Source organism: Lelliottia nimipressuralis, from assembly GCF_004115925.1.
GTDB lineage: Bacteria > Pseudomonadota > Gammaproteobacteria > Enterobacterales > Enterobacteriaceae > Enterobacter > Enterobacter nimipressuralis.
The window spans coordinates 142,488-164,995 of the sequence record NZ_SDDX01000015.1 but is presented as its reverse complement, the minus strand read 5'-3'; the positions used below and the strand labels follow the sequence as shown (position 1 = coordinate 164,995).

Below are 22,508 nucleotides of genomic sequence, written 5' to 3'. Positions count from 1 at the left end.
GCGTGGTAAAATACCTCAAAACCTTTTTAAGGAGTCACGATGTCTATCATCTGTCCGGATTGCCATGCAGAGCTGGAACCCGTAAACGGAATGGCGCACTGCGAGAGCTGCGATAAAGATATCGCGCTTGAAGCGCTATGCCCTGATTGCCATCAGCCGCTTCAGGTGTTGAAAGCCTGCGGTGCGGTCGATTATTTTTGCCAGAACGGTCACGGCCTGATTTCGAAGAAACGCGTTGAATTCAAGCCGGTTTAAACCGGCTTTTTCTTGCGCGTCTTTTTCGCGGGAGTGATACCTTTCACTTCACTTTCTACCCAGCCGTCGGCCAGGCGGGTTGTCAGCACGTCACCGGCTTTCACCTGTTTGGTCAGTTTCAGTACCGTGCCGTCTGTCGCCGTGGTTACACTGTAGCCGCGCGCCAGCGTTGAAAGCGGGCTAACGGCTTCCAGATGCGTCACCGCATTACCAAAACGCTCACGGGTACTGCTCAGGCGTGCGCGGATGTTCTCACCCAGACGATATTCAAGCTGCTGCATGCGTGTCTGCGCGCGATAGATGCGCGGCTGCGGGTTTTGCTGATTCAGGCGCTGGGTTATCCGCTGCTGGCGCGAAACCGCGCGCTTGAGTTGATTATCCAGAGCAAAATTCATCCGCTGGCGCAGACGCTCAAGCACCGTTTGCTGACGTGCCAGACGCAGCTGCGGGTGCTGCTGCTGTAGCCGATGCTGCAACTGGGTAAAACGCCTGTTACGGTTGGCGAGGAAATAGTCCATCGCCATTTCCAGACGCTGCTGGCTGTTCTGCAACTGGCGCAATAGTTCCAGCTGGTTGCGGCTCACGATTTCGGCGGCGGCAGATGGCGTCGGCGCGCGCATGTCCGCGACAAAATCAGCGATCGTGACGTCAGTTTCGTGTCCGACCGCGCTGACAATGGGAATAACGCTGTCGAAAATCGCCCGCGCCACGCGCTCGTCGTTGAAACTCCACAGATCTTCCAGAGAGCCACCGCCGCGCCCGACGATTAACACGTCACACTCCTGGCGCGCGTTTGCCAGCGCAATGGCACGCACAATCTGGCCCGGGGCATCGTCACCCTGCACGGCAGTCGGATAAATCACAACGGGCAGCGACGGATCGCGACGCTTCAGCACGTGTAAAATATCGTGCAGCGCCGCACCGGTTTTAGAGGTAATCACCCCGACGCAATGGGCGGGAGAGGGCAGGGATTTCTTGAACTGCTGATCGAACAGGCCTTCCGCTGACAGTTTTGCTTTCAGCTGCTCGTATTTCTGTTGCAGTAAGCCTTCACCCGCCGGCTGCATGCTCTCGACGATGATCTGATAATCACCGCGCGGTTCATACAGCGTGATATTGGCGCGAACCAAAACCTGCTGGCCGTGCTGAGGGCGGAACGTCACCCGACGATTGCTGTTGCGGAACATGGCACAGCGCACCTGAGCGGTGTCGTCTTTCAGCGTAAAGTACCAGTGCCCGGATGACGGCTGCGTGAAATTAGAGATCTCTCCGCTGATCCAGACCTGTCCCATTTCCTGCTCAAGCAGCAAACGAACCGATTGATTAAGGCGGCTAACGGTAAAAATTGAGGGGCTTTGGGAGGATAACATGTGAGCGGGATCAAATTCTAAATCAGCAAGTTATTCAGTCGATAGTAACCTGCCCGGAGGCAATCGCAAGCATTTTTTATAAAAAAGTGTAGATGCAATCGGTTACGCTCTGTATAATGCCACGGCAATATTTAACCACCCAGGTCAGAGATATTGCCCATGCTACGTATCGCAAAAGAAGCACTGACGTTTGACGACGTCCTCCTCGTTCCCGCTCACTCCACCGTTCTGCCGAATACTGCCGATCTCAGCACGCAGTTGACCAAAACCATTCGCCTGAACATTCCTATGCTCTCTGCGGCTATGGACACCGTGACTGAAGCGCGCCTGGCAATTGCCCTGGCACAGGAAGGTGGCATCGGCTTTATTCACAAAAACATGTCTATCGAGCGTCAGGCGGATGAAGTTCGCCGCGTGAAAAAACATGAATCCGGCATTGTTTCCGATCCCCAAACCGTTCTGCCAACCACTACCCTGCACGAAGTGAAAGCGCTGACCGAGCGTAATGGCTTTGCGGGCTATCCGGTTGTGACTGAAGACAACGAACTGGTGGGTATCATTACTGGCCGTGACGTGCGCTTCGTGACCGACCTGAACCAGCCTGTCAGCGTCTACATGACGCCGAAAGAGCGTCTGGTGACCGTGCGTGAAGGCGAAACCCGTGAAGTCGTGCTGGCTAAAATGCACGAAAAACGCGTTGAAAAAGCGCTGGTTGTGGATAACAGCTTCCACCTGCGTGGCATGATCACCGTAAAAGATTTCCAGAAAGCAGAACGTAAACCCAACGCCTGTAAAGACGAGCGTGGCCGTCTGCGCGTAGGCGCTGCGGTGGGTGCAGGCGCTGGCAACGAAGAGCGCGTTGATGCGCTGGTCGCTGCGGGCGTTGACATTCTGCTGATCGACTCCTCTCACGGTCATTCCGAAGGCGTTCTGCAACGTATTCGCGATACCCGTGCAAAATACCCTGATCTGCAGATCATCGGCGGTAACGTCGCAACCGGCGCAGGTGCCCGTGCTCTGGCAGATGCCGGTTGCAGCGCTGTCAAAGTGGGTATCGGCCCTGGCTCCATCTGTACGACGCGTATCGTAACTGGCGTGGGCGTTCCGCAGATCACCGCCGTTTCTGACGCGGTAGAAGCGCTGGAAGGCACCGGTATCCCGGTTATCGCGGACGGCGGCATCCGCTTCTCTGGCGATATCGCGAAAGCCATCGCGGCAGGTGCAGCGGCGGTCATGGTTGGCTCTATGCTGGCCGGTACCGAAGAGTCTCCGGGCGAGATCGAACTGTTCCAGGGCCGTTCTTATAAATCTTACCGTGGTATGGGTTCCCTGGGCGCGATGTCCAAAGGTTCTTCAGACCGTTACTTCCAGACGGATAACGCAGCCGACAAACTGGTACCGGAAGGTATCGAAGGTCGCGTAGCCTATAAAGGCCGTCTGAAAGAGATTATCCACCAGCAGATGGGCGGCCTGCGTTCCTGTATGGGTCTGACCGGCTGTGGTACTATCGACCTGCTGCGTACTAAAGCGGAATTTGTACGTATCAGCGGTGCGGGTATCCAGGAAAGCCACGTTCACGACGTGACGATCACCAAAGAGTCCCCGAACTACCGTCTGGGCTCCTGATAAGTTTCCGCGCCCGGCTCAATGCCGGGCGCTTTGTTTCACTTGCCTCGGAATTAGCGTCAATGACGGAAAACATTCATAAACATCGCATTCTTATCCTGGATTTCGGTTCTCAGTACACTCAGCTGGTGGCACGTCGCGTGCGTGAACTTGGCGTTTACTGTGAGCTGTGGGCGTGGGATGTCACGGAAGCACAAATCCGTGAATTCAATCCAAGCGGCATCATCCTTTCCGGCGGCCCGGAAAGCACCACCGAACATAACAGCCCGCGCGCCCCGCAATACGTCTTTGAAGCCGGTGTTCCTGTCTTCGGCGTCTGCTACGGCATGCAGACCATGGCAATGCAACTGGGCGGCCACGTTGAATCTTCTAACGAGCGTGAGTTTGGCTACGCGCAGGTCGAAGTGCTGACCGACAGCGCCCTGGTTCGCGGTATCGAAGATTCCCTGACCGCTGAAGGCAAACCGCTGCTCGACGTCTGGATGAGCCACGGCGATAAAGTGACCGCGATTCCTTCCGATTTCGTAACCGTTGCCAGTACCGAAAGCTGTCCGTTTGCCATTATGGCGAACGAAGAAAAACGCTTCTACGGCGTGCAGTTCCACCCGGAAGTGACCCACACCCGTCAGGGGATGCGTATGCTGGACCGCTTCGTTCGCGATATCTGCCAGTGTGAAGCTCTCTGGACCCCAGCGAAAATCATCGACGACGCCGTTGAGCGTATCCGCAAACAGGTTGGCGACGATAAAGTGATCCTTGGCCTGTCCGGTGGCGTTGACTCGTCCGTGACCGCGATGCTGCTGCACCGTGCTATCGGCAAAAACCTGACCTGCGTCTTCGTGGACAATGGTCTGCTGCGCCTGAACGAAGCCCAGCAGGTGATGGACATGTTCGGCGACCATTTCGGTCTGAACATCGTTCACGTTGAAGGCGAAGAGCGCTTCCTGTCCGCACTGGCGGGCGAAAACGATCCGGAAGCCAAACGTAAAATCATTGGCCGCGTGTTTGTTGAAGTGTTCGACGAACAGGCGCTGCGTCTGGAAGACGTGAAATGGCTGGCGCAAGGCACCATCTACCCGGACGTGATCGAATCCGCTGCTTCCGCAACGGGTAAAGCACACGTCATCAAATCTCACCACAACGTGGGCGGCCTGCCGAAAGAGATGAAGATGGGTCTGGTTGAACCGCTGCGTGAGCTGTTCAAAGACGAAGTGCGTAAAATTGGTCTGGAGCTGGGCCTGCCGTACGACATGCTTTACCGTCACCCGTTCCCGGGCCCAGGTCTGGGCGTGCGCGTGCTGGGCGAAGTGAAGAAAGAGTACTGCGACCTGCTGCGTCGTGCGGATGCAATCTTCATCGAAGAGCTGCATAAAGCCGACCTGTACAACAAAGTGAGCCAGGCGTTCACCGTATTCCTGCCAGTACGCTCCGTCGGCGTCATGGGTGATGGCCGTAAGTACGACTGGGTTGTCTCCCTGCGTGCCGTCGAAACCATCGATTTCATGACCGCTCATTGGGCACACCTGCCGTATGACTTCCTTGGCCGTGTCTCTAACCGCATCATCAACGAAGTGAACGGGATTTCCCGTGTCGTTTATGACATCAGCGGTAAGCCACCGGCGACGATTGAGTGGGAGTAATTTTCCCCCTCTAGTCAAACAAAACCCTCTGCCTCGCCAGAGGGTTTTTATTGTGGCGCTGCACAACCACAAGCCCTACAGCCAGCCCCCCAATTATCACCGTCAATCCACATGACACCCACATTGCCCCTAACACACCCAGTTCCCTATTCAGCCATGCGTAAGCAAAGGGCGATACCGCTGCCATGACCTGCGCCGGAATGAGCAAGACGCCTGTGCGTCGCGCGTAATCCTCAGCAGGAAAAAGCAGTAACGGCAGCGAGGCTTTTACGATGGTCACTAGCCCGTTGATGGCACCATAGCCCAGCACAAATCCGGCAGCCGCCCAGATAAGGGTGCTGGCGCTGAGTCCGGTCAAAAAACAGAGGGGCATGGCGAGGGCAGTGATGAGCGTCAGTCGCAGCGGCGAGAGATGCGCCCCGGCGACCACCTCTGTAAATCGTGCGCCCGTCTGGCCAATGCCCCAGAGCATCCCCACGGTCGCCGGAAGCCCTACGCTTGCGATAAATTCCGGTAAGTGCGTGGATGTGCCGTTCGAAACAAAGGTTATGAGCGCAATGAAGGCGGCGTAGAGCAGGCCGTTGCGGCGATCCTGATGATTGGCGGGCGCTGTCGCTTTCCATGGAGTGGCGACCGGCACCCTGTGGCCTGGAAGTACGCGGATAAGCGCCGCACTCAGTAGGCCGGCCAGGGCGTAAATCAGCAGTGCTTCACGCCAGCTCATAAATGTAAGCAGTTTCGCGCCTAGCGGCCAGAACACGGCAGAGGCCAACCCGCCCGCCAGCGTGACGTGTGAAATCGTCCGTCGGGCACTCTGACCGTAGAGATTCACCAGCGAGGCGAACAGGGCATCGTACAGGGACAGGCGCATGCCGACCCCTGCCAGCAGCCACGCCGCGTACCAGCCAGGCAACGCGTGCACGCAGGCCATGACGGCACAACTCACGGCGATCATCAGCGTGCCGCTCATCACCACGAGCTGCCCGCCAAATCGGGCCAGCAGCCTGGCGACAAAAGGCGACACCGTCGCCATCACCAGCATGGCGAGGGTCAGGCCAAGAAAGATCTGTGGTGACGACCAGCGCATATCCGCTGCGATCGCATGGGCAAAGGTTCCTGGCATGTAAAAGGTAATTCCCCAGTTGATCAGCTGATTGCCTCCGGCAGCAACAGGAAGCAGGCGGGGGAGGGCAGGTGTTTTCATTATTTTTCATTCCGTCAGGCAGTTGTGATCACCATACTGCGCACGGTAAGGTGCTGGCAGGCCTCTGTGTTTATGACTCCTATAAGAGAAACTTTGCGATGACGACGCTGAATCTGGGCAATCTGGCGACCTTCCGGCTGGTGATCCAGCGCGGCAGCTTTTCGGCTGCGGCGGATATATTGGGCCTTTCTCAACCAGCGGTGAGCCTGCAGGTGCGCCAGCTTGAGCAATTTCTGCGAACGCGTCTGGTCGAACGTACCGGGCGTGGCATCAAAGCCACCGCTGCGGGGCTGGCGCTACTGGAGCATGGCAATCGTATTGAGCAGGTAGTGGAAGAGGCGATCCGGTCGGTGAGCGAGTTTAGCCATGAGATCAGTGGTACTATTACACTGGGCACGGGGGCCACGGCCTGTATTCACCTTTTGCCGCCGTTGCTACAGCAACTGCGTGAGGAGCATCCGCTATTACGCGTCGGCGTGACGACGGGAAACACGCTGGATGTGGTGCGCGCCGTGGAGGAGAACCGTCTGGATATCGGGCTGGTCACACTCCCGGCAAGCGGTCGTGCGCTGGAGGTTATGCCCATACTTGATGAAGAGTTTGTCCTGATAATTTCCCAGGCGCAGGACGAGGAGATAGCGCAGTTTACCCCGCAAATATTGCACGCACTGCCGCTGATAGCCTTCGAATCGGGGAGTGGTACGCGGGATTTAATCGATGGCTGGTTTAAGGCATGCGATCTGGAGGTCTGCCCTGTGATGCAGCTGGGCAGTATCGAAGCCATTAAGCGCATGGTTCGCGCAGGATTGGGATACAGCATTGTCTCGCGTATGGCGGTCGAAAACGTAGTGGATCGCGAAGGGCTGAGCGTGCGGTCGCTGAACCCGATTTTGCATCGTCAGTTAGGTATCGTCATGCGGCAAGACAAAATTCTCAGTAAGGGAATTTCCGAAGTGATTCGTTTATTGCGCGAGAAGACTAATGGTTAACGGAGTCCAGCGGCTGGCTGACTTGCTGAGACTGGATTTTGTCCTGATGGTGATACCAGGCGCCAATGGAGGAGTACACGAAGCGGCCGAAGAAAAACAGAAAGCTGATAAGCAAGATAATGCGGGTCATTCGAGTGTTAAATCGATGTCGTTTCTGCATACGCGTTGCCTGGCTCACTGTGTTTTCCTGGGTATACCCTTTTGGGCGATGGGACTATTAAGTCACAGCGGGAAGCAAGGGTCAATTCGGAGTGTGTAAAAAATCGTCAATGTAATGATTCGTTGATGTTATCGATATTAATTCAATAATTTAGCGGGCTGATAGAAAACAGAAAACCACCCGAGAAAATTGTAATAATTGGTTTTTTGAATTCATATTCTTGCGTTAGGTCAATTCTTGCGCGGCATTGATCACTAAAATCCTCCCTCCACGGTGTTTTCTCATGAAAATACTGTGCGTCAAAATGTCAGGTTGGATGCCTGTCTGAAATTACCCTATGGATGAAGGGGCTTAACCAGGCGCCTATGAACATTCTCTCTTATTTACAGCAAAACAAAGATCGCTGGTGGGCGCTCCCCCTTCTTTTGCCTGTTATTTTTCTGCCTCTGCTGAACGTTGCGAGCACCTATACCCAGTTAAACGGCGGAAGCATCGTACTCTATTACATGCCATTGTCGTTTCTGCTCTCCGCAATGCTATTTTTCGGCCTCGCAGCACTGCCTGGCATCATTCTGGCGCTGTTTTTACGTTACTACGACACGGTCAGCCTCTATGAAACCGTGGCGCTCATCTGCCATTTTATCGTTCCGCTCACCCTGAGCTGGGGCGGATATCGGGTATTTGCGCCCCGGCGAAATATGGTGGCATACGGCAATACAAAGCTGATGGCGCAACGTATTTTCTGGCAGGTTTTGTGCCCGTCGACGCTATTTTTAGTGCTGTTCCAGTTTGCCGTTTACCTCGGCGTCTATGAAACCCGACAGAGCGTGGCTGGGCTAAATCCGCTGACCATTCGCACCCTGATCAATTTTCAGGGGCTGCTGGTCGGCGGATTGACGGGAGTGCCGTTCAGCTATCTGGTGATTCGCGTGTTCCGACATCCGCGTTATCTCAAAGCGCTCATTTCACAAATCCGAACGCAGATTGATAAGAAAGTCACTGCGGCGGAGTTTGTTCTCTGGCTTGCCGCGCTGGCAGGCCTGCTTTCACTGCTGCTGGTGCCCATGAGCGATAACAGCTCAATTTTTAGCACTAACTACACGCTGTCGCTGATGATGCCGGTGATGCTGTGGGGCTCAATGCGGTTTGGCTATAAGCTGATGTCGATCATCTGGACGCCGGTGCTGATGGTCTCAATTCACTATTTTTACCACTATATTCCGCTCGGCCAGGGCTACGACATTCACCTGGCGATCACGTCGTCGAGTTATCTGGTCTTCTCTTTTGTGGTGATTTACATGGCGATGCTGGCTACGCGCCAGCGGGTGATCACGCGCCATGCCAGACGCCTGGCTTTTCTCGATCCGGTTGTGCACATGCCGAATCTGCGGGCGTTATCGCGTGCGTTGTCTAAATCACCCTGGTCAACGCTTTGTATGCTGCGCGTACCGGAACTTGAAGTTCTGAGCCGCAACTACGGTGTGCTGCTTCGAATTCAGTACAAACAGAAGCTGGCGGAGTGGCTTAAGAGTTTCCTGCAGCCCAATGAGTGCGTTTATCAGCTTTCCGGATGCGATCTGGCGATACGGCTGAACACTGAGTCACACGTGGCGCGCATTGAAGCGCTCGACGAACTCATTAAACAGTTCCGTTTTATCTGGGACGGGGTGCCGCTGCAACCGCAGGTGGGTATCAGCTATTGTTGTGTCCGTTCGCCGGTGACCCATCTCTATTTGCTGCTGGGCGAGCTGAGCATCATTGCGGATTTCTCGCTCTTCACCAACCATCCTGAGAACCTAAAACAGCGCGGCGCGGCTAATCTACAGCGTAGCCTGCGGGATAAAGTGGCGATGATGAACCGACTGCAGCGGGCGCTTGAGCACAATGAATTCCAGCTCATGGCGCAACGGGTGCAGGGCGTTCGCGGCGATCACTACCACGAAATCCTGTTACGCATGACCGATGAAAATGGCGTACTCATTACGCCGGATAAATTCCTGCCCGTGGCGCAGGAGTTTGGCTTGTCATCGCGCGTGGATCTCTGGGTGCTGGAAAGTACGCTGAAGTTTATGTCGGCGCATCGCGGCAGGCTACCCGGCAAGCGTTTCGCCATTAATCTCATGTCCTCAACCATCTGCCGATCGCAATTCCCCATTGAGGTTCACCGTTTGCTGGAGAAATACGGCATCGAAGCCTGGCAGCTGATCTTTGAAATTACCGAGTGCAGCGGATTTGGCAATGCGGATCTGGCGGATCAGATGGTCAAACAGCTGCAGAAGTTAGGGTGTCTGATTGCCATCGACGATTTTGGAACGGGCTACGCCAGCTATGCCCGGTTGAAAAGTGTTGATGCCGATATCCTGAAAATAGACGGCAGCTTTATTCGTAACATCGCTGACAACAGCCTGGACTATCAGATTGTGGCGTCGATTTGCCATCTGGCGCGGATGAAGAAAATGCTGGTGGTGGCCGAATATGTAGAAAGTGAAGCGATTCGCAGCGCACTGAGTGCGCTGGGGATAGATTTTCTGCAGGGATATTTAATCGGTAAACCTGAGCCGCTGGAACAGCTGCTTGATTCTCAGGCGTCACCACTGGACGCCTGAGAACACAGGGTTAGGCCGCCACGTCTGGCGACTGCTCTTCTTCGATTTTAAGCAACCAGCCAGTCACACCTTCCCAGTACTGCTGCTCTTTTTCCAGATCTAAAAGCACCAGCGCATTCTGGCTAAACCAGTCGTGCGGGAAACTCAGCGTCCAGTGATGGTCGTCGGTTTTCAGGGTTAGCGTTGGCGGCGTCGTCGTCGCCTGACGCTGGTTATTCAGCAAAACGCCTAAACGCAAAAGCTGAATGAGCGGAAGGAACTGCTTTTTCTTGAACAGCGTAAATCGCGGCAGATCGTCCAGTTTGATTGCCTTACGGTGATAGCGCACCAGCGTCGCCATCATCGTTTGTTGCTCCTGATTGAAGCCCGGCAGATCGCTGTTTTGCAGAATATAGGCCGAGTGGCGATGCATGCCGCTGTGGTTAATATTCAGCCCCACTTCGTGCAGCATCGTCGCCCATTTCAGCAGGGCAGCCAGCTGCGGATGCGCCAGCTTCGGGTTCTGCGCTTCCCACTGTTCGTAAATGTGGGTGGTGGTTTCCAGAACGCGCTTCGCCTGTTCACGGTCGATATTGTACTGATTCGCCAGACTTTGCGCGGTACGGCTGCGAATATCCTGATGACGGAAGCGACCTTCCATTTCGTAAAGCACGCCTTCACGCAACGCCCCGTCGGACAGGCGCAGCTCGCGGATCGCCAGCGCATCGAAGACACCGCACAGAATCGCCAGCCCAGGCACGAAGACCGCCTTACGTTCGTCGGACAAGCCCGGCAGGCTCAGGGAGTCAAAACTTTTGTGCTTGAGCACTTCTTCCCGGAGTTTTTCCAGCCGTTCCGGAGTGATAATCCCGTCTTTTTCACCCATCGCCAGCAGCACTTCGTGTGCCGCTTTGATGCTACCGGACGCGCCGAGGGCTACATTCCAGCCCTGAATACGATACTGCCAGGCAAGCGATTCCAGTTTCTGAACGGCCGCCATGCGCGCGCGCTGGAAATTTTCACGGCTAATAGCGCCGCCAGGGAAGTACATCTGCGCAAAGCTGACGCAGCCCATACGGCGGCTTTCAACCAGTTTGGGTTCGAAGTCTTCGCCGATGACCAGCTCAGTCGACCCGCCGCCGATATCGATTACCAGCTTGCGGCCTTTTTCCGGCTGGGTATGTTCCACGCCCATAAAAATCAGACGCGCTTCCTCGTTACCCGAAATGATTTCAATCGGGTAGGGGATCACTTTTTCCGCGCGTTTGAGAAACTCTGGCGCATTCAGCGCCTGGCGCAGCGTGTGCGTTCCTACAATACACACGCTCGATGCGGAAAACCCTTGCAGGCGTTCGGCGAACAGCGACAGGCAGGCTAAACCGCGCTCCATCGCCTCTTCGCTGAGCATGTTTTTGTCATCAAGACCATCGGCGAGATGGACGCGCTGCTTAAGGCGCCCGATGATCTGCATGGCGCCGTCGACCTCGCGGGCGATGACCATATGAAAGCTGTTAGAACCTAAATCGACCGCAGCAAATTCCTGCGGGCGTGGGGTCTTATCATTTATCGGCATAGGTTAATCAGGTTGCTCGAGTGATTTGATATAGTCGTAAATCGCCAGCTGTGAGCGCACTTTACGGCGATTGCCGCGCTGCACGTAGCGGTTACTCAGTTCTTTATCGATATAGCGAGCCTTAACGGTGTCACTCAGTTGCAGCTCAATAATATCGAGGATCCGCTGCTTCAGACGTGGGTCCAGCAGCGGCGTCGCGACTTCAATTCGGTAATCAATATTACGCGTCATCCAGTCCGCGGAAGAGAGATACACCTGTTTGTCGCCACCATTTTCAAAAATATAGATGCGATCATGTTCCAGATAACGGTCAACGATGCTGGTCACGCGAATATTTTCGCTGATGCCTTCCAGTTCTGGAATCAGCGAGCACATGCCGCGAATCAGTAGATTCACCGGTACACCGGTGCTGGAGGCCGCATACAGTCGATCCACCAGGCCTTTGTCGACCAGGTTATTGAGTTTGAGGGTAATGCCCGACGGCTCGCCTTTTTGCGCGGCGGCAATCTCTTTGTCGATCATCGCGTAGAGCAGGCGGCGCGAGTTCTGCGGGGAGACCAGCAGATAGTCGAAGCTCACCGGACGATACGGGTTCTCGATAAAGTTAAACACCCGGCGCACTTCGTTGGTGATGCGCGCGTCGGCGGTCAGCAGCGAGTAGTCCGTATACAGTCGCGCGGTTTTCTCGTTGAAGTTACCGGTCCCGATGTGGGCGTAGCGCACCACGTCATCACCTTCTTTACGGGAGATCAGGAACAGTTTGGCGTGAATTTTCAGCCCCGGCGCCGAGAAGATAACGTGCACACCGGCTTCCGTCAGACGACGCGCCCAGTGAATGTTTGCCTCTTCGTCGAAACGCGCCTGCAGCTCAACCACCACCGTCACTTTTTTACCGTTGTGCGCGGCGTGAATCATCGCATCGATAATGCGCGAGTCTTTTGCCACACGGTAGATGTTGATTTTAATCGCCAGCACGTTCGGATCGAACGATGCCTGACGCAGCAGTTCAAGTACGTGCTCAAAGGTGTGGTACTGATAGTAAAGCAGCACGTCGCGCTCGCGAATGGCGTCGAATCCGTTACGGAACTTATCGAACCAGAGATGGCGCAGGCGCGGCAGCGGTTTGTTGACCAGATTGGCTTTGCCGACGTTCGGGAAGCTAATAAAGTCTTTAAAGTTGTGATAGCGTCCGCCCGGTACGATGGAGTCGTAACGGGAGATAGTCAGCTTGTCGCGCAGCATTTCCACCATGGCGTCCGGCATGTCGCGCTGATAAACAAAGCGCACCGGCTCGGCCGTCAAACGTTGCTTCAGACTGGAGGACATCAGCTCCATGAGGCTGGCTTCCATCTCATGCACCAGATCGTACTCGGCATCACGGGTCATTTTCATGGAATAGGCGTTCAGCGCATCGTAATCGAAGAAGCCTTTGAAAATGTCGTCGAGGCAGTAGCGCAGGATGTTATCCAGCAGGATCATCGGCTTGCGTCTGCGCGGGGTTTCCGGCGGCAGGTTCACAAAGCGCGGCACTTTATCCGAGGGGATCTCCAGCAGCGCGTAGCGAATGGAGTCGCCGCGAATAATCTCAACCGCCAGATAGGTGTAATCATCCTTCAGGAACTGCACCAGATCCGTTTCGCGATTGATAAGAATAGGGGTGATGTGCTGGCGCAGATAATGTTTGAAGTAGTGGCGCAGCCAGGTCTGTTGGTTGGCGGAGAGCTGACGTTCGTTAATCAGGAAGATTTGGTTACGCGCCATCTCCAGCAGCAGCTCGTTATACAAGCCGTCAAATTCCTGGTCGGCTTTCAGAACACGAGCCTGGATTTTACCCAGCAGATGGCGTGAATGGGAGTTCAGGCCTTGCTCTTCGCTGATGATGATCCGCCGCTTCAGTTCGGCAAAACGGACCTTATAAAATTCATCCAGGTTATTGGAATAAATACCCAGAAAACGCATCCGCTCAATCAGCGGATTACTTTTATCAGCCGCTTCCTGAAGCACGCGTTCGTTGAATGCTAACCAGCTTAGTTCTTTTTCGATGTATAACTTTTCCTGACCCATTACAACTTACACTCCGTTTCAATCACGGGACGCAGCAAATCCGTCTCGATTCTATTATGGCGAGCTTTGACACGAGATGTCCAACTGTGCCAGAAAAGTATGACAGTTAATTTTTTTTCTGGGGGATTTTAAGGGGTTGGTGCGGATGAAGATGTGTCGGGCGGCGCGGCGCGTACCCGACTGGCAAAATCGTCGGCTCTGCAAGCGCAGCGCCGCCGGGAAAAACAGATTACTCGTCGGCCGCATAGCCCTGAGCGGGCAGCTTAACGCCATCCAGCCAGGCGGCGTTGTCGCGCATCTCAAGACGCCCATCGACAAACCAGCTCACCACTAACGGGTAAATGGCGTGCTCCTGCGACTGAACGCGTTCGGTGATGTCGTCTTCATCGTCGCCGTCAAACACCGGGATTTTTGCCTGCAGAATGACCGGCCCGCCGTCCAGCTCGTCGGTGACGAAATGCACGGAAGTCCCATGCTCCTCATCGCCATTTTCCAGCACCTGACGGTGGGTATGCAGGCCCGGATATTTCGGCAGAAGAGAAGGGTGGATGTTCAGCAGACGGCCGGAATAGTGGGAAACAAACCCCGGGCTGAGGATACGCATATAGCCGGCCAGCACCACGACATCCGGCGCGTAGGCGTCGATCTCCTGCACCAGCTCCCGGTCGAAGGCTTCTCGACTGGCAAACTGAGAGGCTTCCAGCGCGTGCGCCGGGATATGGGCATCCCGCGCACGCTCAAGGCCGAACGCATCGGCCTTGTTGCTGAATACTGCGCGAATGGTGCCATTGATCTGTTTCTGTTTGCAGGCGTCGATAATGGCCTGCAAATTACTTCCGTTACCGGAAATGAGCACCACAATATTTTTCATTCAATGACCACGCGCTGTTCGGAATCAGAAGCTTTGATGATACCGATTTTCCACGCGTTTTCACCTTTCGCCTTCATCAGCTCAATGGCTTTGTCTGCTTCGCTGGCTGGCAGAGCAATCAGCATGCCGACGCCGCAGTTGAAGGTGCGATACATTTCGTGCTGGCTGACGTTACCTGCAGTTTGCAGCCAGTTGAACACGGCTGGCCACTGCCAGGAGGACGCGTCGATCACCGCCTGAGTATTGTCAGGCAGAACGCGTGGGATGTTTTCCCAGAAGCCGCCGCCGGTCAGGTGTGCAATGGCGTGCACGTCAACGTTCTCAATCAGCTCAAGAATGTTTTTCACGTAGATGCGGGTCGGTGCCAGCAGGTGATCGGCCAGCGGTTTGCCGTCGAGTTCCGTTGTTTCTGGATCGCAGCCGCTCACTTCGAGGATCTTACGCACCAGGGAATAACCGTTGGAGTGCGGGCCGCTGGAGCCAAGTGCAATCAGCACATCGCCATCGGTCACTTTGCTGCCGTCGATAATTTCTGATTTTTCTACCACGCCGACGCAGAAGCCTGCGACATCGTAATCTTCACCGTGATACATCCCCGGCATTTCTGCCGTTTCGCCGCCGACCAGCGCACAGCCGGACTGCAGACAGCCTTCAGCGATACCGGTAATCACGCTGGATGCGGTATCCACGTCCAGTTTGCCGGTCGCGTAATAATCGAGGAAGAAGAGGGGTTCAGCACCCTGCACCACAAGGTCGTTCACGCACATGGCCACCAGGTCGATGCCGATGGTGTCGTGGCGTTTGAGATCCATCGCCAGACGCAGTTTTGTTCCCACGCCGTCAGTGCCAGAAACCAGAACAGGCTCACGATATTTTTGCGGCAGTGCGCACAGTGCGCCAAATCCACCCAGACCACCCATCACTTCAGGGCGGCGAGTCTTTTTGACCACACCTTTGATTCGGTCAACCAGCGCATTACCTGCGTCAATATCAACACCGGCATCTTTATAGCTGAGAGAAGTTTTGTTGGTCACGGCTTAAGTCCCCACGCGATTGCATTGCATAGTAAGAAAAATCGGCGCAATTCTAACAGTCCAGGCAAACGTTTGCGAGCCTATTCTGCGGTCATAAAAAGTCGCTGAAAATTTACACATTTATACATCGGGTCGCGACAAACTTGATACCGTTCACGAAAATGAAACCGGTTTCGGTAATGTGCTTGCAACCGCCAGGAGCATTGCACATGATTTCACTGAAACCGGTTTCTGTAATTGTTTTTGCAGAAAATAACGCAGAATGAGGGAAAAGGCATGCCAGGATTCAAAGAAGGTTTTCTGTGGGGCGGCGCGGTGGCGGCGCATCAGCTGGAAGGTGGCTGGAAAGAGGGCGGTAAAGGAATCAGCGTTGCGGACGTAATGACGGTCGGCGCGCACGGCGTCCCGCGTGAAATCACCCAGGGCGTCATTCAGGGTAAAAACTATCCGAACCACGAAGCCATCGACTTCTACCATCGCTACAAAGAAGACATCAAACTTTTCGCCGAACTGGGCTTTAAATGCTTCCGCACGTCGATTGCCTGGACGCGTATTTTCCCTAAAGGCGATGAGCTGGAGCCGAACGAAGCCGGTCTGAAATTCTACGACGACCTGTTCGACGAGTGCCTGAAATACGGCATTGAGCCGGTGATTACTCTTTCGCACTTCGAAATGCCTTTCCATCTGGTGACCGAATACGGCGGCTGGCGCAATCGCAAGCTGATCGACATGTTTGTGCGTTTCGCGACCGTGGTATTCAAGCGTTACCAGCACAAAGTGAAGTACTGGATGACCTTCAACGAGATCAACAACCAGGCTAACTTCCACGAAGATTTTGCGCCATTTACCAACTCCGGCCTGAAGTACGAGCCGGGCGAAGATCGCGAGCCGGTGATGTTCCAGGCCGCGCACTATGAGCTGGTGGCCAGCGCCCTGGCGGTGAAAGCCGGGCGTGAGATCAATCCGTCCCTGCAAATTGGCTGCATGATTGCCATGTGCCCAATCTATCCGCTGAGCTGCGCGCCAAACGACATCATGATGGCGATGAACGCCATGCATCGTCGCTACTGGTTCACCGACGTGCACGTGCGCGGGAAATATCCGCAGCATCTGCTCAACTACTTTGAGCGTCGCGGTTTTGAACTGGATATTACCGAAGAAGATATTGCGGCACTGAAGCAGGGCTGTGTTGATTACATCGGTTTCAGCTATTACATGTCTTTCGCCACCAAAGCGACGCCGGACAACCCGCAGCTGGATTATGACGAAAGTAAAAGCCTGGTCTCCAACCCGTACGTTCAGAAATCCGACTGGGGCTGGCAGATTGACCCGGTGGGCCTGCGTTACTCCCTGAACTGGTTCTGGGATCACTATCAGCTGCCACTGTTTATCGTCGAGAACGGCTTTGGCGCCATCGACGTGCAGGAGAGCGACGGCACGGTGAACGACCAGTACCGCATCGATTATCTCGACGCGCACATCCGCGAGATGAAAAAAGCGGTCGTTGAAGATGGCGTGGATCTGATGGGTTACACCCCGTGGGGCTGTATCGATCTGGTGTCGGCGGGCACGGGCGAAATGAAAAAACGCTACGGGTTTATCTTTGTCGATAAAGATAACGAAGGTAATGGCACCCTGAACCGCAGCAAGAAAAAATCATTCGACTGGTATCAGAAGGTTATCGCCACTAACGGCGCAGACCTGTAAGCGCAGCACCGCACGTCAACTATCCCCCGAAAAAGCCGGACTCCCCTCCGGCTTTTTTTTCCTGTTTTATACTCTCTAACGCTCCCTAATCCACTTTGATTGATCAACGTCAAGCAAGATGGGTATGGCGAACCTGGAAAAAAGCGGTATAATCCGGCGATTTTTTTTGCGGTAGCCACCTCAGAGGAGAATGAGAATGAAGATTGTGGAAGTGAAACACCCACTCGTTAAACACAAGCTGGGCCTGATGCGTGAGCATGACATCAGCACGAAGCGTTTTCGCGAACTGGCCTCTGAAGTTGGAAGCTTACTGACTTACGAAGCAACGTCTGACCTGGAAACTGAAAAAGTGACCATCGAAGGCTGGAACGGCCCGGTCCAGGTTGAGCAGATCAAAGGCAAAAAAATTACCGTGGTGCCAATCCTGCGCGCAGGTCTGGGCATGATGGAAGGCGTGCTGGAGCACGTACCGAGCGCGCGTATCAGCGTTGTCGGTATCTACCGTAATGAAGAGACTCTCGAGCCGGTTCCGTATTTCCAGAAGCTGGTTTCCAATATCGACGAACGTATGGCGCTGGTCGTTGACCCGATGCTCGCCACCGGCGGTTCGATGATCGCCACTATCGACCTGCTGAAAAACGCCGGCTGTAACAGCATTAAAGTGCTGGTGCTGGTTGCGGCACCGGAAGGTATCGCGGCGCTGGAAAAAGCGCATCCGGACGTTGAGCTGTATACCGCATCCATCGACCAGGGGCTGAACGAGCACGGGTACATCATCCCGGGGCTGGGCGATGCCGGCGATAAGATTTTTGGTACGAAATAATCGAATAACGAAAAAGAAGCCGACTTTGATAGTCGGCTTTTTTTTGAATAAAACACAAACAACTCACAATACTTAGAGGAAAACACTATGACGCGCCGTACTATCGGGGTGAGTGAAAGACCGCCGCTTTTGCAGACGATCCCGCTTAGTTTGCAGCATCTGTTTGCCATGTTTGGTGCGACCGTGCTGGTGCCAATCCTGTTTCACATTAACCCGGCTACCGTGCTGCTGTTCAACGGTGTCGGTACGCTGCTTTACCTTTTCATCTGTAAAGGCAAAATCCCGGCGTATCTGGGTTCCAGCTTTGCGTTTATCTCCCCGGTCCTGTTGCTGCTGCCATTAGGCTACGAAGTGGCTCTGGGCGGTTTTATTATGTGCGGTGCGCTGTTCTGCCTGGTGGCCTTCATTGTGAAGAAAGCCGGGACAGGCTGGCTGGATGTGATGTTCCCGCCTGCGGCAATGGGCGCAATCGTTGCCGTCATCGGTCTGGAGCTGGCGGGTGTGGCGGCCAATATGGCCGGGCTGCTGCCTGCGGACGGACAATCGCCTGAGTCCAAAACCATTATTATTTCGCTGGTAACCCTGGGCGTGACGGTGTTCGGCTCGGTGCTGTTCCGTGGTTTCCTGGCGATTATCCCGATTCTGATCGGGGTGCTGGCGGGCTATGCGCTCTCCTTCGCGATGGGTGTGGTGGATACCACTCCGATTGCCCAGGCGCACTGGTTTGCACTGCCAACCTTCTACACGCCGCGCTTTGAGTGGTTTGCGATCTTCACCATTTTGCCAGCGGCGCTGGTGGTGATTGCCGAGCACGTTGGGCACCTGGTGGTAACGGCGAATATCGTCAAAAAAGATCTGATCCGCGACCCAGGTCTGCACCGTTCGATGTTTGCTAACGGCCTGTCGACCATGATTTCCGGCTTTTTCGGCTCCACGCCAAACACCACTTACGGCGAGAACATCGGCGTAATGGCGATTACTCGCGTCTACAGCACCTGGGTGATCGGCGGGGCGGCGATCTTTGCAATTCTGCTCTCCTGCGTGGGTAAACTGGCGGCGGCGATCCAGATTATCCCGGTCCCGGTCATCGGCGGTGTCTCATTGCTGCTCTACGGCGTGATCGGCGCATCCGGTATTCGCGTGCTGATTGAATCCAAAGTGGATTACAACAAAACGCAGAATCTGATCCTGACCTCGGTGATCCTGATTATCGGTGTGAGCGGCGCGAAAGTGCACATCGGTGCCGCTGAGCTGAAAGGCATGGCGCTGGCCACCATCGTCGGCGTAGGCCTGAGCCTGATCTTCAAACTGATCTCTGTACTGCGCCCGGAAGAAGAAGTTCTCGACGCTGCTGATAGCGAAAAAGCGTCACATTGATCGTTAAACCGGGCGGACGATCCGCCCGGTTCTCTCATTGCAGGTTCCGTGATAAACTCCCTCCCGATTTTATGTGAGACCTTGATCGAGGTATTTCTGAACGGACCGGCACAGCTCTCTCTGCCACTTTATCTTCCTGACGACGAAACTTTCGCGAGTTTCTGGCCGGGTGATAACCCCTCTTTACTGGCTGCACTGCAAAACGTGTTGCGCCAGGAGCACAGCGGATACATTTATATCTGGTCACGCGAAGGCGCGGGACGCAGCCATCTGCTGCACGCCGCCTGTGCGGAGCTTTCCCAGCGTGGTGACGCGGTAGGCTACGTGCCGCTGGATAAACGCACCTGGTTTGTCCCGGAAGTGCTCGACGGCATGGAACATCTTTCACTGGTTTGCATCGACAATATTGAATGCATTGCCGGAGATGAGCCGTGGGAAATGGCGATGTTTAATCTCTACAACCGCATTCTGGAATCGGGGAAAACCCGGTTGCTGATCACCGGCGATCGTCCTCCTCGCCAGCTGAATCTGGGGTTGCCGGATCTGGCGTCTCGTCTCGACTGGGGACAAATCTACAAGCTGCAACCCTTGTCTGATGAAGACAAACTTCAGGCGCTGCAGTTACGCTCGCGGTTACGTGGGTTTGAGCTGCCGGAAGACGTGGGTCGTTTCCTGTTAAAGCGACTGGATCGGGAAATGCGCACTCTGTTTGATACGCTGGATCAGCTCGATCATGCGTCCATAACTGCCCAGCGCAAACTGACCATTCCGTTTGTGAAAGAGACGCTGAAACTCTAATTCGCCACCAGGCCTTCTGGCCCGGCGGCGCGCCGCGTGTATGGGCTTACAGTTCTATATCTGCTAATAAATGCTCCACCAATAACGGAATCGGTCTTCCCGACGCCACGCTCCTTCCGCCTTCACGCCATAACGCCGTTCCGCTGATATCCAGATGCGCCCACGGAATCATTGGCGGGCAAAAATGGTGTAATAGCCATGCGGCTGACGCACTGATCGCCGCGTTATTGGTCGGCGTATTGCACAGATCGGCAATCGTGCTTTCGGTCTGTTTTTTCAGCCGCGCATCCAGCGGCAGAGACCACACCTCATCGCCGCTCCTGATCCCGGCGCGGGTCAACTGCTCCCGCAGCGTTTCGTTTTGCGTCATCAATCCGCTCAGCTCATACCCCAGCGCTTTAACCACCGCACCCGTCAGCGTCGCCATATCGATAATATAATGCGCCTGCGGATGACGCTGACTCGCCCAGGCGATAGCATCGGCCAGCACCAGACGTCCTTCGGCGTCGGTATTATTGATCTCCACCGCCAGGCCGTTACAGGCCCGCGCTACCGTCCCCGGCTGCATTGCGTCCGGGCCGATGGCGTTTTCCGCCAGCGCCAGCACGCCCATGATCCGCACGGGCAGGTTCAGCTCAGCCACCGTTAGCATCAGGCCCAGCACGTTGGCCGCGCCGCACATGTCGTACTTCATGGTGTACATGCCCGCGCCTTCCTTCAGCCACAGACCGCCCGTGTCAAAGGTAATGCCTTTGCCCACATAGCAGCGAACCGGACCGTCGCTGATGCCGTCGTAATGAATCGCCAGCAGGCGTGGCGGGCAGGTGGCGCCTTTTCCTACGGCATGGAGCAGCCCAAGACCTTGCCCGACGATCTGTTGTTCATCAAGCACCTCGCAGCGCAGGGCAGGGAAGGCGGCACACAGGGTCTGCGCCTCGTCGACCACGTACTGTGGCGTGCAGCGGTCGGATGGCGTGTCTGCCAGACGCCGTGCAGCGATCATCCCGTTGGCAACCGCCTGCTGTTGTTCGATGATGCTGGCTAACCGCTCTCGTTGCTCGGGCAGGCACAGGGCGGCAATGTGGCGAATCCGCACGGCGGAGCCGTCCGTTTTCTTGAGCTGCAAATCACTAAGGTTATGCGCCTGATTGAACAGGAAACGCAGCAACTGGCCCAGAACGGTGTCGTGAATATCGCAGAGATCAATCACCAGGCTTTCGCTGACGGGCGCGGCAAAAAGCGGGCGTAGCGCGGTCACTAAACCGTCGGTCAGGGAATCCTGCCACAGCGCTTCTGGCAGCAGAGTGATACGGGCAAAAGGGGCACAGCCGAAGCGTGTGTCCGCTACGCCTGTCTGTGCACGCATCTCATTGATAAGCGCCGTCTCCGGCAACTGCGCGCAGGCGTGGCGCGCCAGAAGATGGCTGTGTGGGCGGGCTTCGGCAAGGGAGGTAATCAGCTGGCAGTTAATCATGGTTGTTCCTCAATCGGCGCGCGAATGCGGGTGGCATAGGCCTGCATCCAGTCGTCATCCACGGCCTGATAGTGGGTTTTCTCTCGCAGGCGTTCGGTGCGAAAAACGGTCAGGGGCTGCCGGGCGGTGGCGACCACAAAAGAGAACGTCTTGATGTTGGTCGCCGCGCCAAATTCGCCTCGGTTATTCATGCACACCACGGAAAGATCGCCCACGCGGCCAAAGCGTGACATCAGCTTGTCTTCGAGTTCAAAGACGACGGAATCTGCCGCCTGCTGGGGCGTCATGCCCAGCGCCATGCGGCGCACGATTTCGTAGCTGGTGCAGCCTTTCATCAGGTCCTCGCCCACGCCCGTGGCGGTGGCGGCCCCCGTTTCGCTGTCGCAATAAAAACCGGAACCGATAATCGGCGAATCCCCGATGCGCCCGCGTTTTTTCATAAACAGGCCGCTGGTGGAGGTCGCGACGCTCATGGAGCCTTGCTTATCTAGCCCGATAATGCCGACAGTATCGTGGCCGTTGTACGGGCTGAGCCCCTTATCCAGCGTTTCACGACAGCGCTTGCGGTAATGTTGCATTGCCCGGTCGGTGAGCATGGTTTTGTCACTAAAGCCCTGACTTAACGCCCACTCGCGCGCCCCCTGACCGACCAGCAGGCTGTTATAGCGCTGACGGCTCAAGGCCTGAGCCACCCGCACCGGGTTGGCGATATCCACCAGATTGCCCACTGCGCCAAAGGCCAGCGTGTCGCCGTCCATATAGGCGGCGTCGAGTTCCACTTCGCCATTCTCCGTGGGCAGCCCGCCGTAGCCGACAGACTTGTAATACGGAAAGTCTTCAACGGCTGCAACGGCATCCACGACTGCCGATGCGACAGGTTTCCCCGCAGCCAGCGCAGACGCAGACTCCGTCACACCTTCCAGCGCCATTCGCCAGGTTGCGATAATTCCCCACATGG

General features: G+C 55.5%; 18 protein-coding genes. 9 read left to right on the top strand and 9 right to left on the bottom strand.

Features of this window, described 5'->3' with window-relative positions; genetic code table 11:
• Positions 1-39 precede the first annotated feature (39 nt).
• Complete coding sequence (locus tag ETG88_RS13490; RefSeq protein WP_100779327.1) at positions 40-255, top strand: zinc ribbon domain-containing protein; 216 nt, start codon at positions 40-42, stop codon at positions 253-255.
• Here ETG88_RS13490 and xseA read toward each other — a convergent pair.
• Positions 252-1,625 carry an exodeoxyribonuclease VII large subunit gene (xseA, locus tag ETG88_RS13485; RefSeq protein ID WP_129035572.1) on the bottom strand — a complete coding sequence of 458 codons (1,374 nt, stop codon included), beginning with the start codon at positions 1,623-1,625 and terminating at the stop codon, positions 252-254. The two genes, ETG88_RS13490 and xseA, sit on opposite strands and share 4 nt — an antisense overlap.
• A 159-nt stretch (positions 1,626-1,784) precedes the next feature.
• Between xseA and guaB the strand changes: the two genes are divergently transcribed.
• Both guaB and guaA read left to right on the top strand, forming a co-directional pair.
• Complete coding sequence (gene guaB, locus ETG88_RS13480; protein WP_100779329.1) at positions 1,785-3,251, top strand: IMP dehydrogenase; 1,467 nt, start codon at positions 1,785-1,787, stop codon at positions 3,249-3,251.
• Positions 3,252-3,313: 62 nt separating this feature from the next.
• Positions 3,314-4,891, top strand: a complete 1,578-nt coding sequence (guaA, locus tag ETG88_RS13475) for a glutamine-hydrolyzing GMP synthase (RefSeq protein ID WP_100779330.1) — start codon at positions 3,314-3,316, stop codon at positions 4,889-4,891.
• Positions 4,892-4,901: 10 nt separating this feature from the next.
• On the opposite strand, the gene ETG88_RS13470 is transcribed toward guaA, so the two are convergent.
• Positions 4,902-6,095, bottom strand: coding sequence for an MFS transporter (locus ETG88_RS13470; RefSeq protein WP_129035571.1), 1,194 nt, complete (start codon positions 6,093-6,095; stop codon positions 4,902-4,904).
• 98 nt (positions 6,096-6,193) lie between these two features.
• Between ETG88_RS13470 and ETG88_RS13465 the strand changes: the two genes are divergently transcribed.
• Positions 6,194-7,084 carry a LysR family transcriptional regulator gene (locus tag ETG88_RS13465; RefSeq protein WP_129035570.1) on the top strand — a complete coding sequence of 297 codons (891 nt, stop codon included), beginning with the start codon at positions 6,194-6,196 and terminating at the stop codon, positions 7,082-7,084.
• On the opposite strand, the gene ETG88_RS13460 is transcribed toward ETG88_RS13465, so the two are convergent.
• Positions 7,074-7,244, bottom strand: coding sequence for a YfgG family protein (locus tag ETG88_RS13460; RefSeq protein ID WP_100780838.1), 171 nt, complete (start codon positions 7,242-7,244; stop codon positions 7,074-7,076). The genes ETG88_RS13465 and ETG88_RS13460 overlap by 11 nt on opposite strands.
• Positions 7,245-7,609: 365 nt before the next feature.
• Between ETG88_RS13460 and ETG88_RS13455 the strand changes: the two genes are divergently transcribed.
• Entirely contained in the window at positions 7,610-9,850 is a 2,241-nt protein-coding gene (locus tag ETG88_RS13455) for a sensor domain-containing phosphodiesterase (protein ID WP_129035569.1), read from the top strand.
• A 10-nt stretch (positions 9,851-9,860) separates the two neighbouring features.
• Here the strand turns inward: ETG88_RS13455 and ppx are convergent, their stop codons facing one another.
• From ppx to purM, 4 genes are all read right to left on the bottom strand, one after another.
• Entirely contained in the window at positions 9,861-11,402 is a 1,542-nt protein-coding gene (gene ppx, locus ETG88_RS13450) for an exopolyphosphatase (RefSeq protein WP_129035568.1), read from the bottom strand.
• Positions 11,403-11,405: 3 nt separating this feature from the next.
• Positions 11,406-13,466 (bottom strand): polyphosphate kinase 1, encoded by a 2,061-nt coding sequence (gene ppk1, locus ETG88_RS13445; RefSeq protein ID WP_129035567.1) that lies wholly within the window; start codon positions 13,464-13,466, stop codon positions 11,406-11,408.
• 229 nt (positions 13,467-13,695) lie between these two features.
• A complete protein-coding gene (gene purN, locus ETG88_RS13440) occupies positions 13,696-14,337 on the bottom strand; it encodes a phosphoribosylglycinamide formyltransferase (protein WP_100779336.1) in 642 nt (213 codons plus the stop codon).
• Positions 14,334-15,371, bottom strand: coding sequence for a phosphoribosylformylglycinamidine cyclo-ligase (gene purM, locus ETG88_RS13435; RefSeq protein ID WP_100779337.1), 1,038 nt, complete (start codon positions 15,369-15,371; stop codon positions 14,334-14,336). Before purM ends, purN begins: the two co-directional genes overlap by 4 nt.
• A gap of 276 nt (positions 15,372-15,647) precedes the next feature.
• Between purM and ETG88_RS13430 the strand changes: the two genes are divergently transcribed.
• From ETG88_RS13430 to ETG88_RS13415, 4 genes are all read left to right on the top strand, one after another.
• Positions 15,648-17,078, top strand: a complete 1,431-nt coding sequence (locus tag ETG88_RS13430) for a 6-phospho-beta-glucosidase (protein ID WP_107703138.1) — start codon at positions 15,648-15,650, stop codon at positions 17,076-17,078.
• Positions 17,079-17,274: 196 nt separating this feature from the next.
• Positions 17,275-17,901, top strand: a complete 627-nt coding sequence (gene upp, locus ETG88_RS13425) for a uracil phosphoribosyltransferase (protein WP_023308769.1) — start codon at positions 17,275-17,277, stop codon at positions 17,899-17,901.
• Positions 17,902-17,988: 87 nt separating this feature from the next.
• Positions 17,989-19,278, top strand: a complete 1,290-nt coding sequence (gene uraA / locus ETG88_RS13420) for a uracil permease (protein WP_100779339.1) — start codon at positions 17,989-17,991, stop codon at positions 19,276-19,278.
• Between the two features lie 96 nt (positions 19,279-19,374).
• The gene (locus ETG88_RS13415; RefSeq protein ID WP_213015986.1) at positions 19,375-20,076 is read left to right on the top strand and encodes a DnaA inactivator Hda; all 702 of its coding nucleotides are present in this window, start codon (positions 19,375-19,377) and stop codon (positions 20,074-20,076) included.
• Positions 20,077-20,122: 46 nt separating this feature from the next.
• On the opposite strand, the gene ETG88_RS13410 is transcribed toward ETG88_RS13415, so the two are convergent.
• Both ETG88_RS13410 and ETG88_RS13405 read right to left on the bottom strand, forming a co-directional pair.
• Positions 20,123-21,550: a leucyl aminopeptidase family protein gene (locus ETG88_RS13410; RefSeq protein WP_129035566.1), complete on the bottom strand. Its 1,428-nt coding sequence runs from the start codon at positions 21,548-21,550 to the stop codon at positions 20,123-20,125.
• Positions 21,547-22,506 carry a glycosylasparaginase gene (locus ETG88_RS13405; protein WP_129035565.1) on the bottom strand — a complete coding sequence of 320 codons (960 nt, stop codon included), beginning with the start codon at positions 22,504-22,506 and terminating at the stop codon, positions 21,547-21,549. Before ETG88_RS13405 ends, ETG88_RS13410 begins: the two co-directional genes overlap by 4 nt.
• Positions 22,507-22,508: the final 2 nt, after the last annotated feature.

Coding starts and splice junctions, on each gene's coding strand:
- ETG88_RS13465 (WP_129035570.1), top strand. CDS start 6,194: ATGACGACGCTGAATCTGGGCAATCTGGCGACCTTCCGGCTGGTGATC.
- purN (WP_100779336.1), bottom strand. CDS start 14,337: ATGAAAAATATTGTGGTGCTCATTTCCGGTAACGGAAGTAATTTGCAG.
- ETG88_RS13490 (WP_100779327.1), top strand. CDS start 40: ATGTCTATCATCTGTCCGGATTGCCATGCAGAGCTGGAACCCGTAAAC.
- xseA (WP_129035572.1), bottom strand. CDS start 1,625: ATGTTATCCTCCCAAAGCCCCTCAATTTTTACCGTTAGCCGCCTTAAT.
- ETG88_RS13430 (WP_107703138.1), top strand. CDS start 15,648: ATGCCAGGATTCAAAGAAGGTTTTCTGTGGGGCGGCGCGGTGGCGGCG.
- upp (WP_023308769.1), top strand. CDS start 17,275: ATGAAGATTGTGGAAGTGAAACACCCACTCGTTAAACACAAGCTGGGC.
- guaA (WP_100779330.1), top strand. CDS start 3,314: ATGACGGAAAACATTCATAAACATCGCATTCTTATCCTGGATTTCGGT.
- ETG88_RS13410 (WP_129035566.1), bottom strand. CDS start 21,550: ATGATTAACTGCCAGCTGATTACCTCCCTTGCCGAAGCCCGCCCACAC.
- uraA (WP_100779339.1), top strand. CDS start 17,989: ATGACGCGCCGTACTATCGGGGTGAGTGAAAGACCGCCGCTTTTGCAG.
- ETG88_RS13455 (WP_129035569.1), top strand. CDS start 7,610: ATGAACATTCTCTCTTATTTACAGCAAAACAAAGATCGCTGGTGGGCG.
- ETG88_RS13460 (WP_100780838.1), bottom strand. CDS start 7,244: ATGCAGAAACGACATCGATTTAACACTCGAATGACCCGCATTATCTTG.
- ETG88_RS13405 (WP_129035565.1), bottom strand. CDS start 22,506: ATGTGGGGAATTATCGCAACCTGGCGAATGGCGCTGGAAGGTGTGACG.
- guaB (WP_100779329.1), top strand. CDS start 1,785: ATGCTACGTATCGCAAAAGAAGCACTGACGTTTGACGACGTCCTCCTC.
- ppx (WP_129035568.1), bottom strand. CDS start 11,402: ATGCCGATAAATGATAAGACCCCACGCCCGCAGGAATTTGCTGCGGTC.
- ppk1 (WP_129035567.1), bottom strand. CDS start 13,466: ATGGGTCAGGAAAAGTTATACATCGAAAAAGAACTAAGCTGGTTAGCA.
- ETG88_RS13470 (WP_129035571.1), bottom strand. CDS start 6,095: ATGAAAACACCTGCCCTCCCCCGCCTGCTTCCTGTTGCTGCCGGAGGC.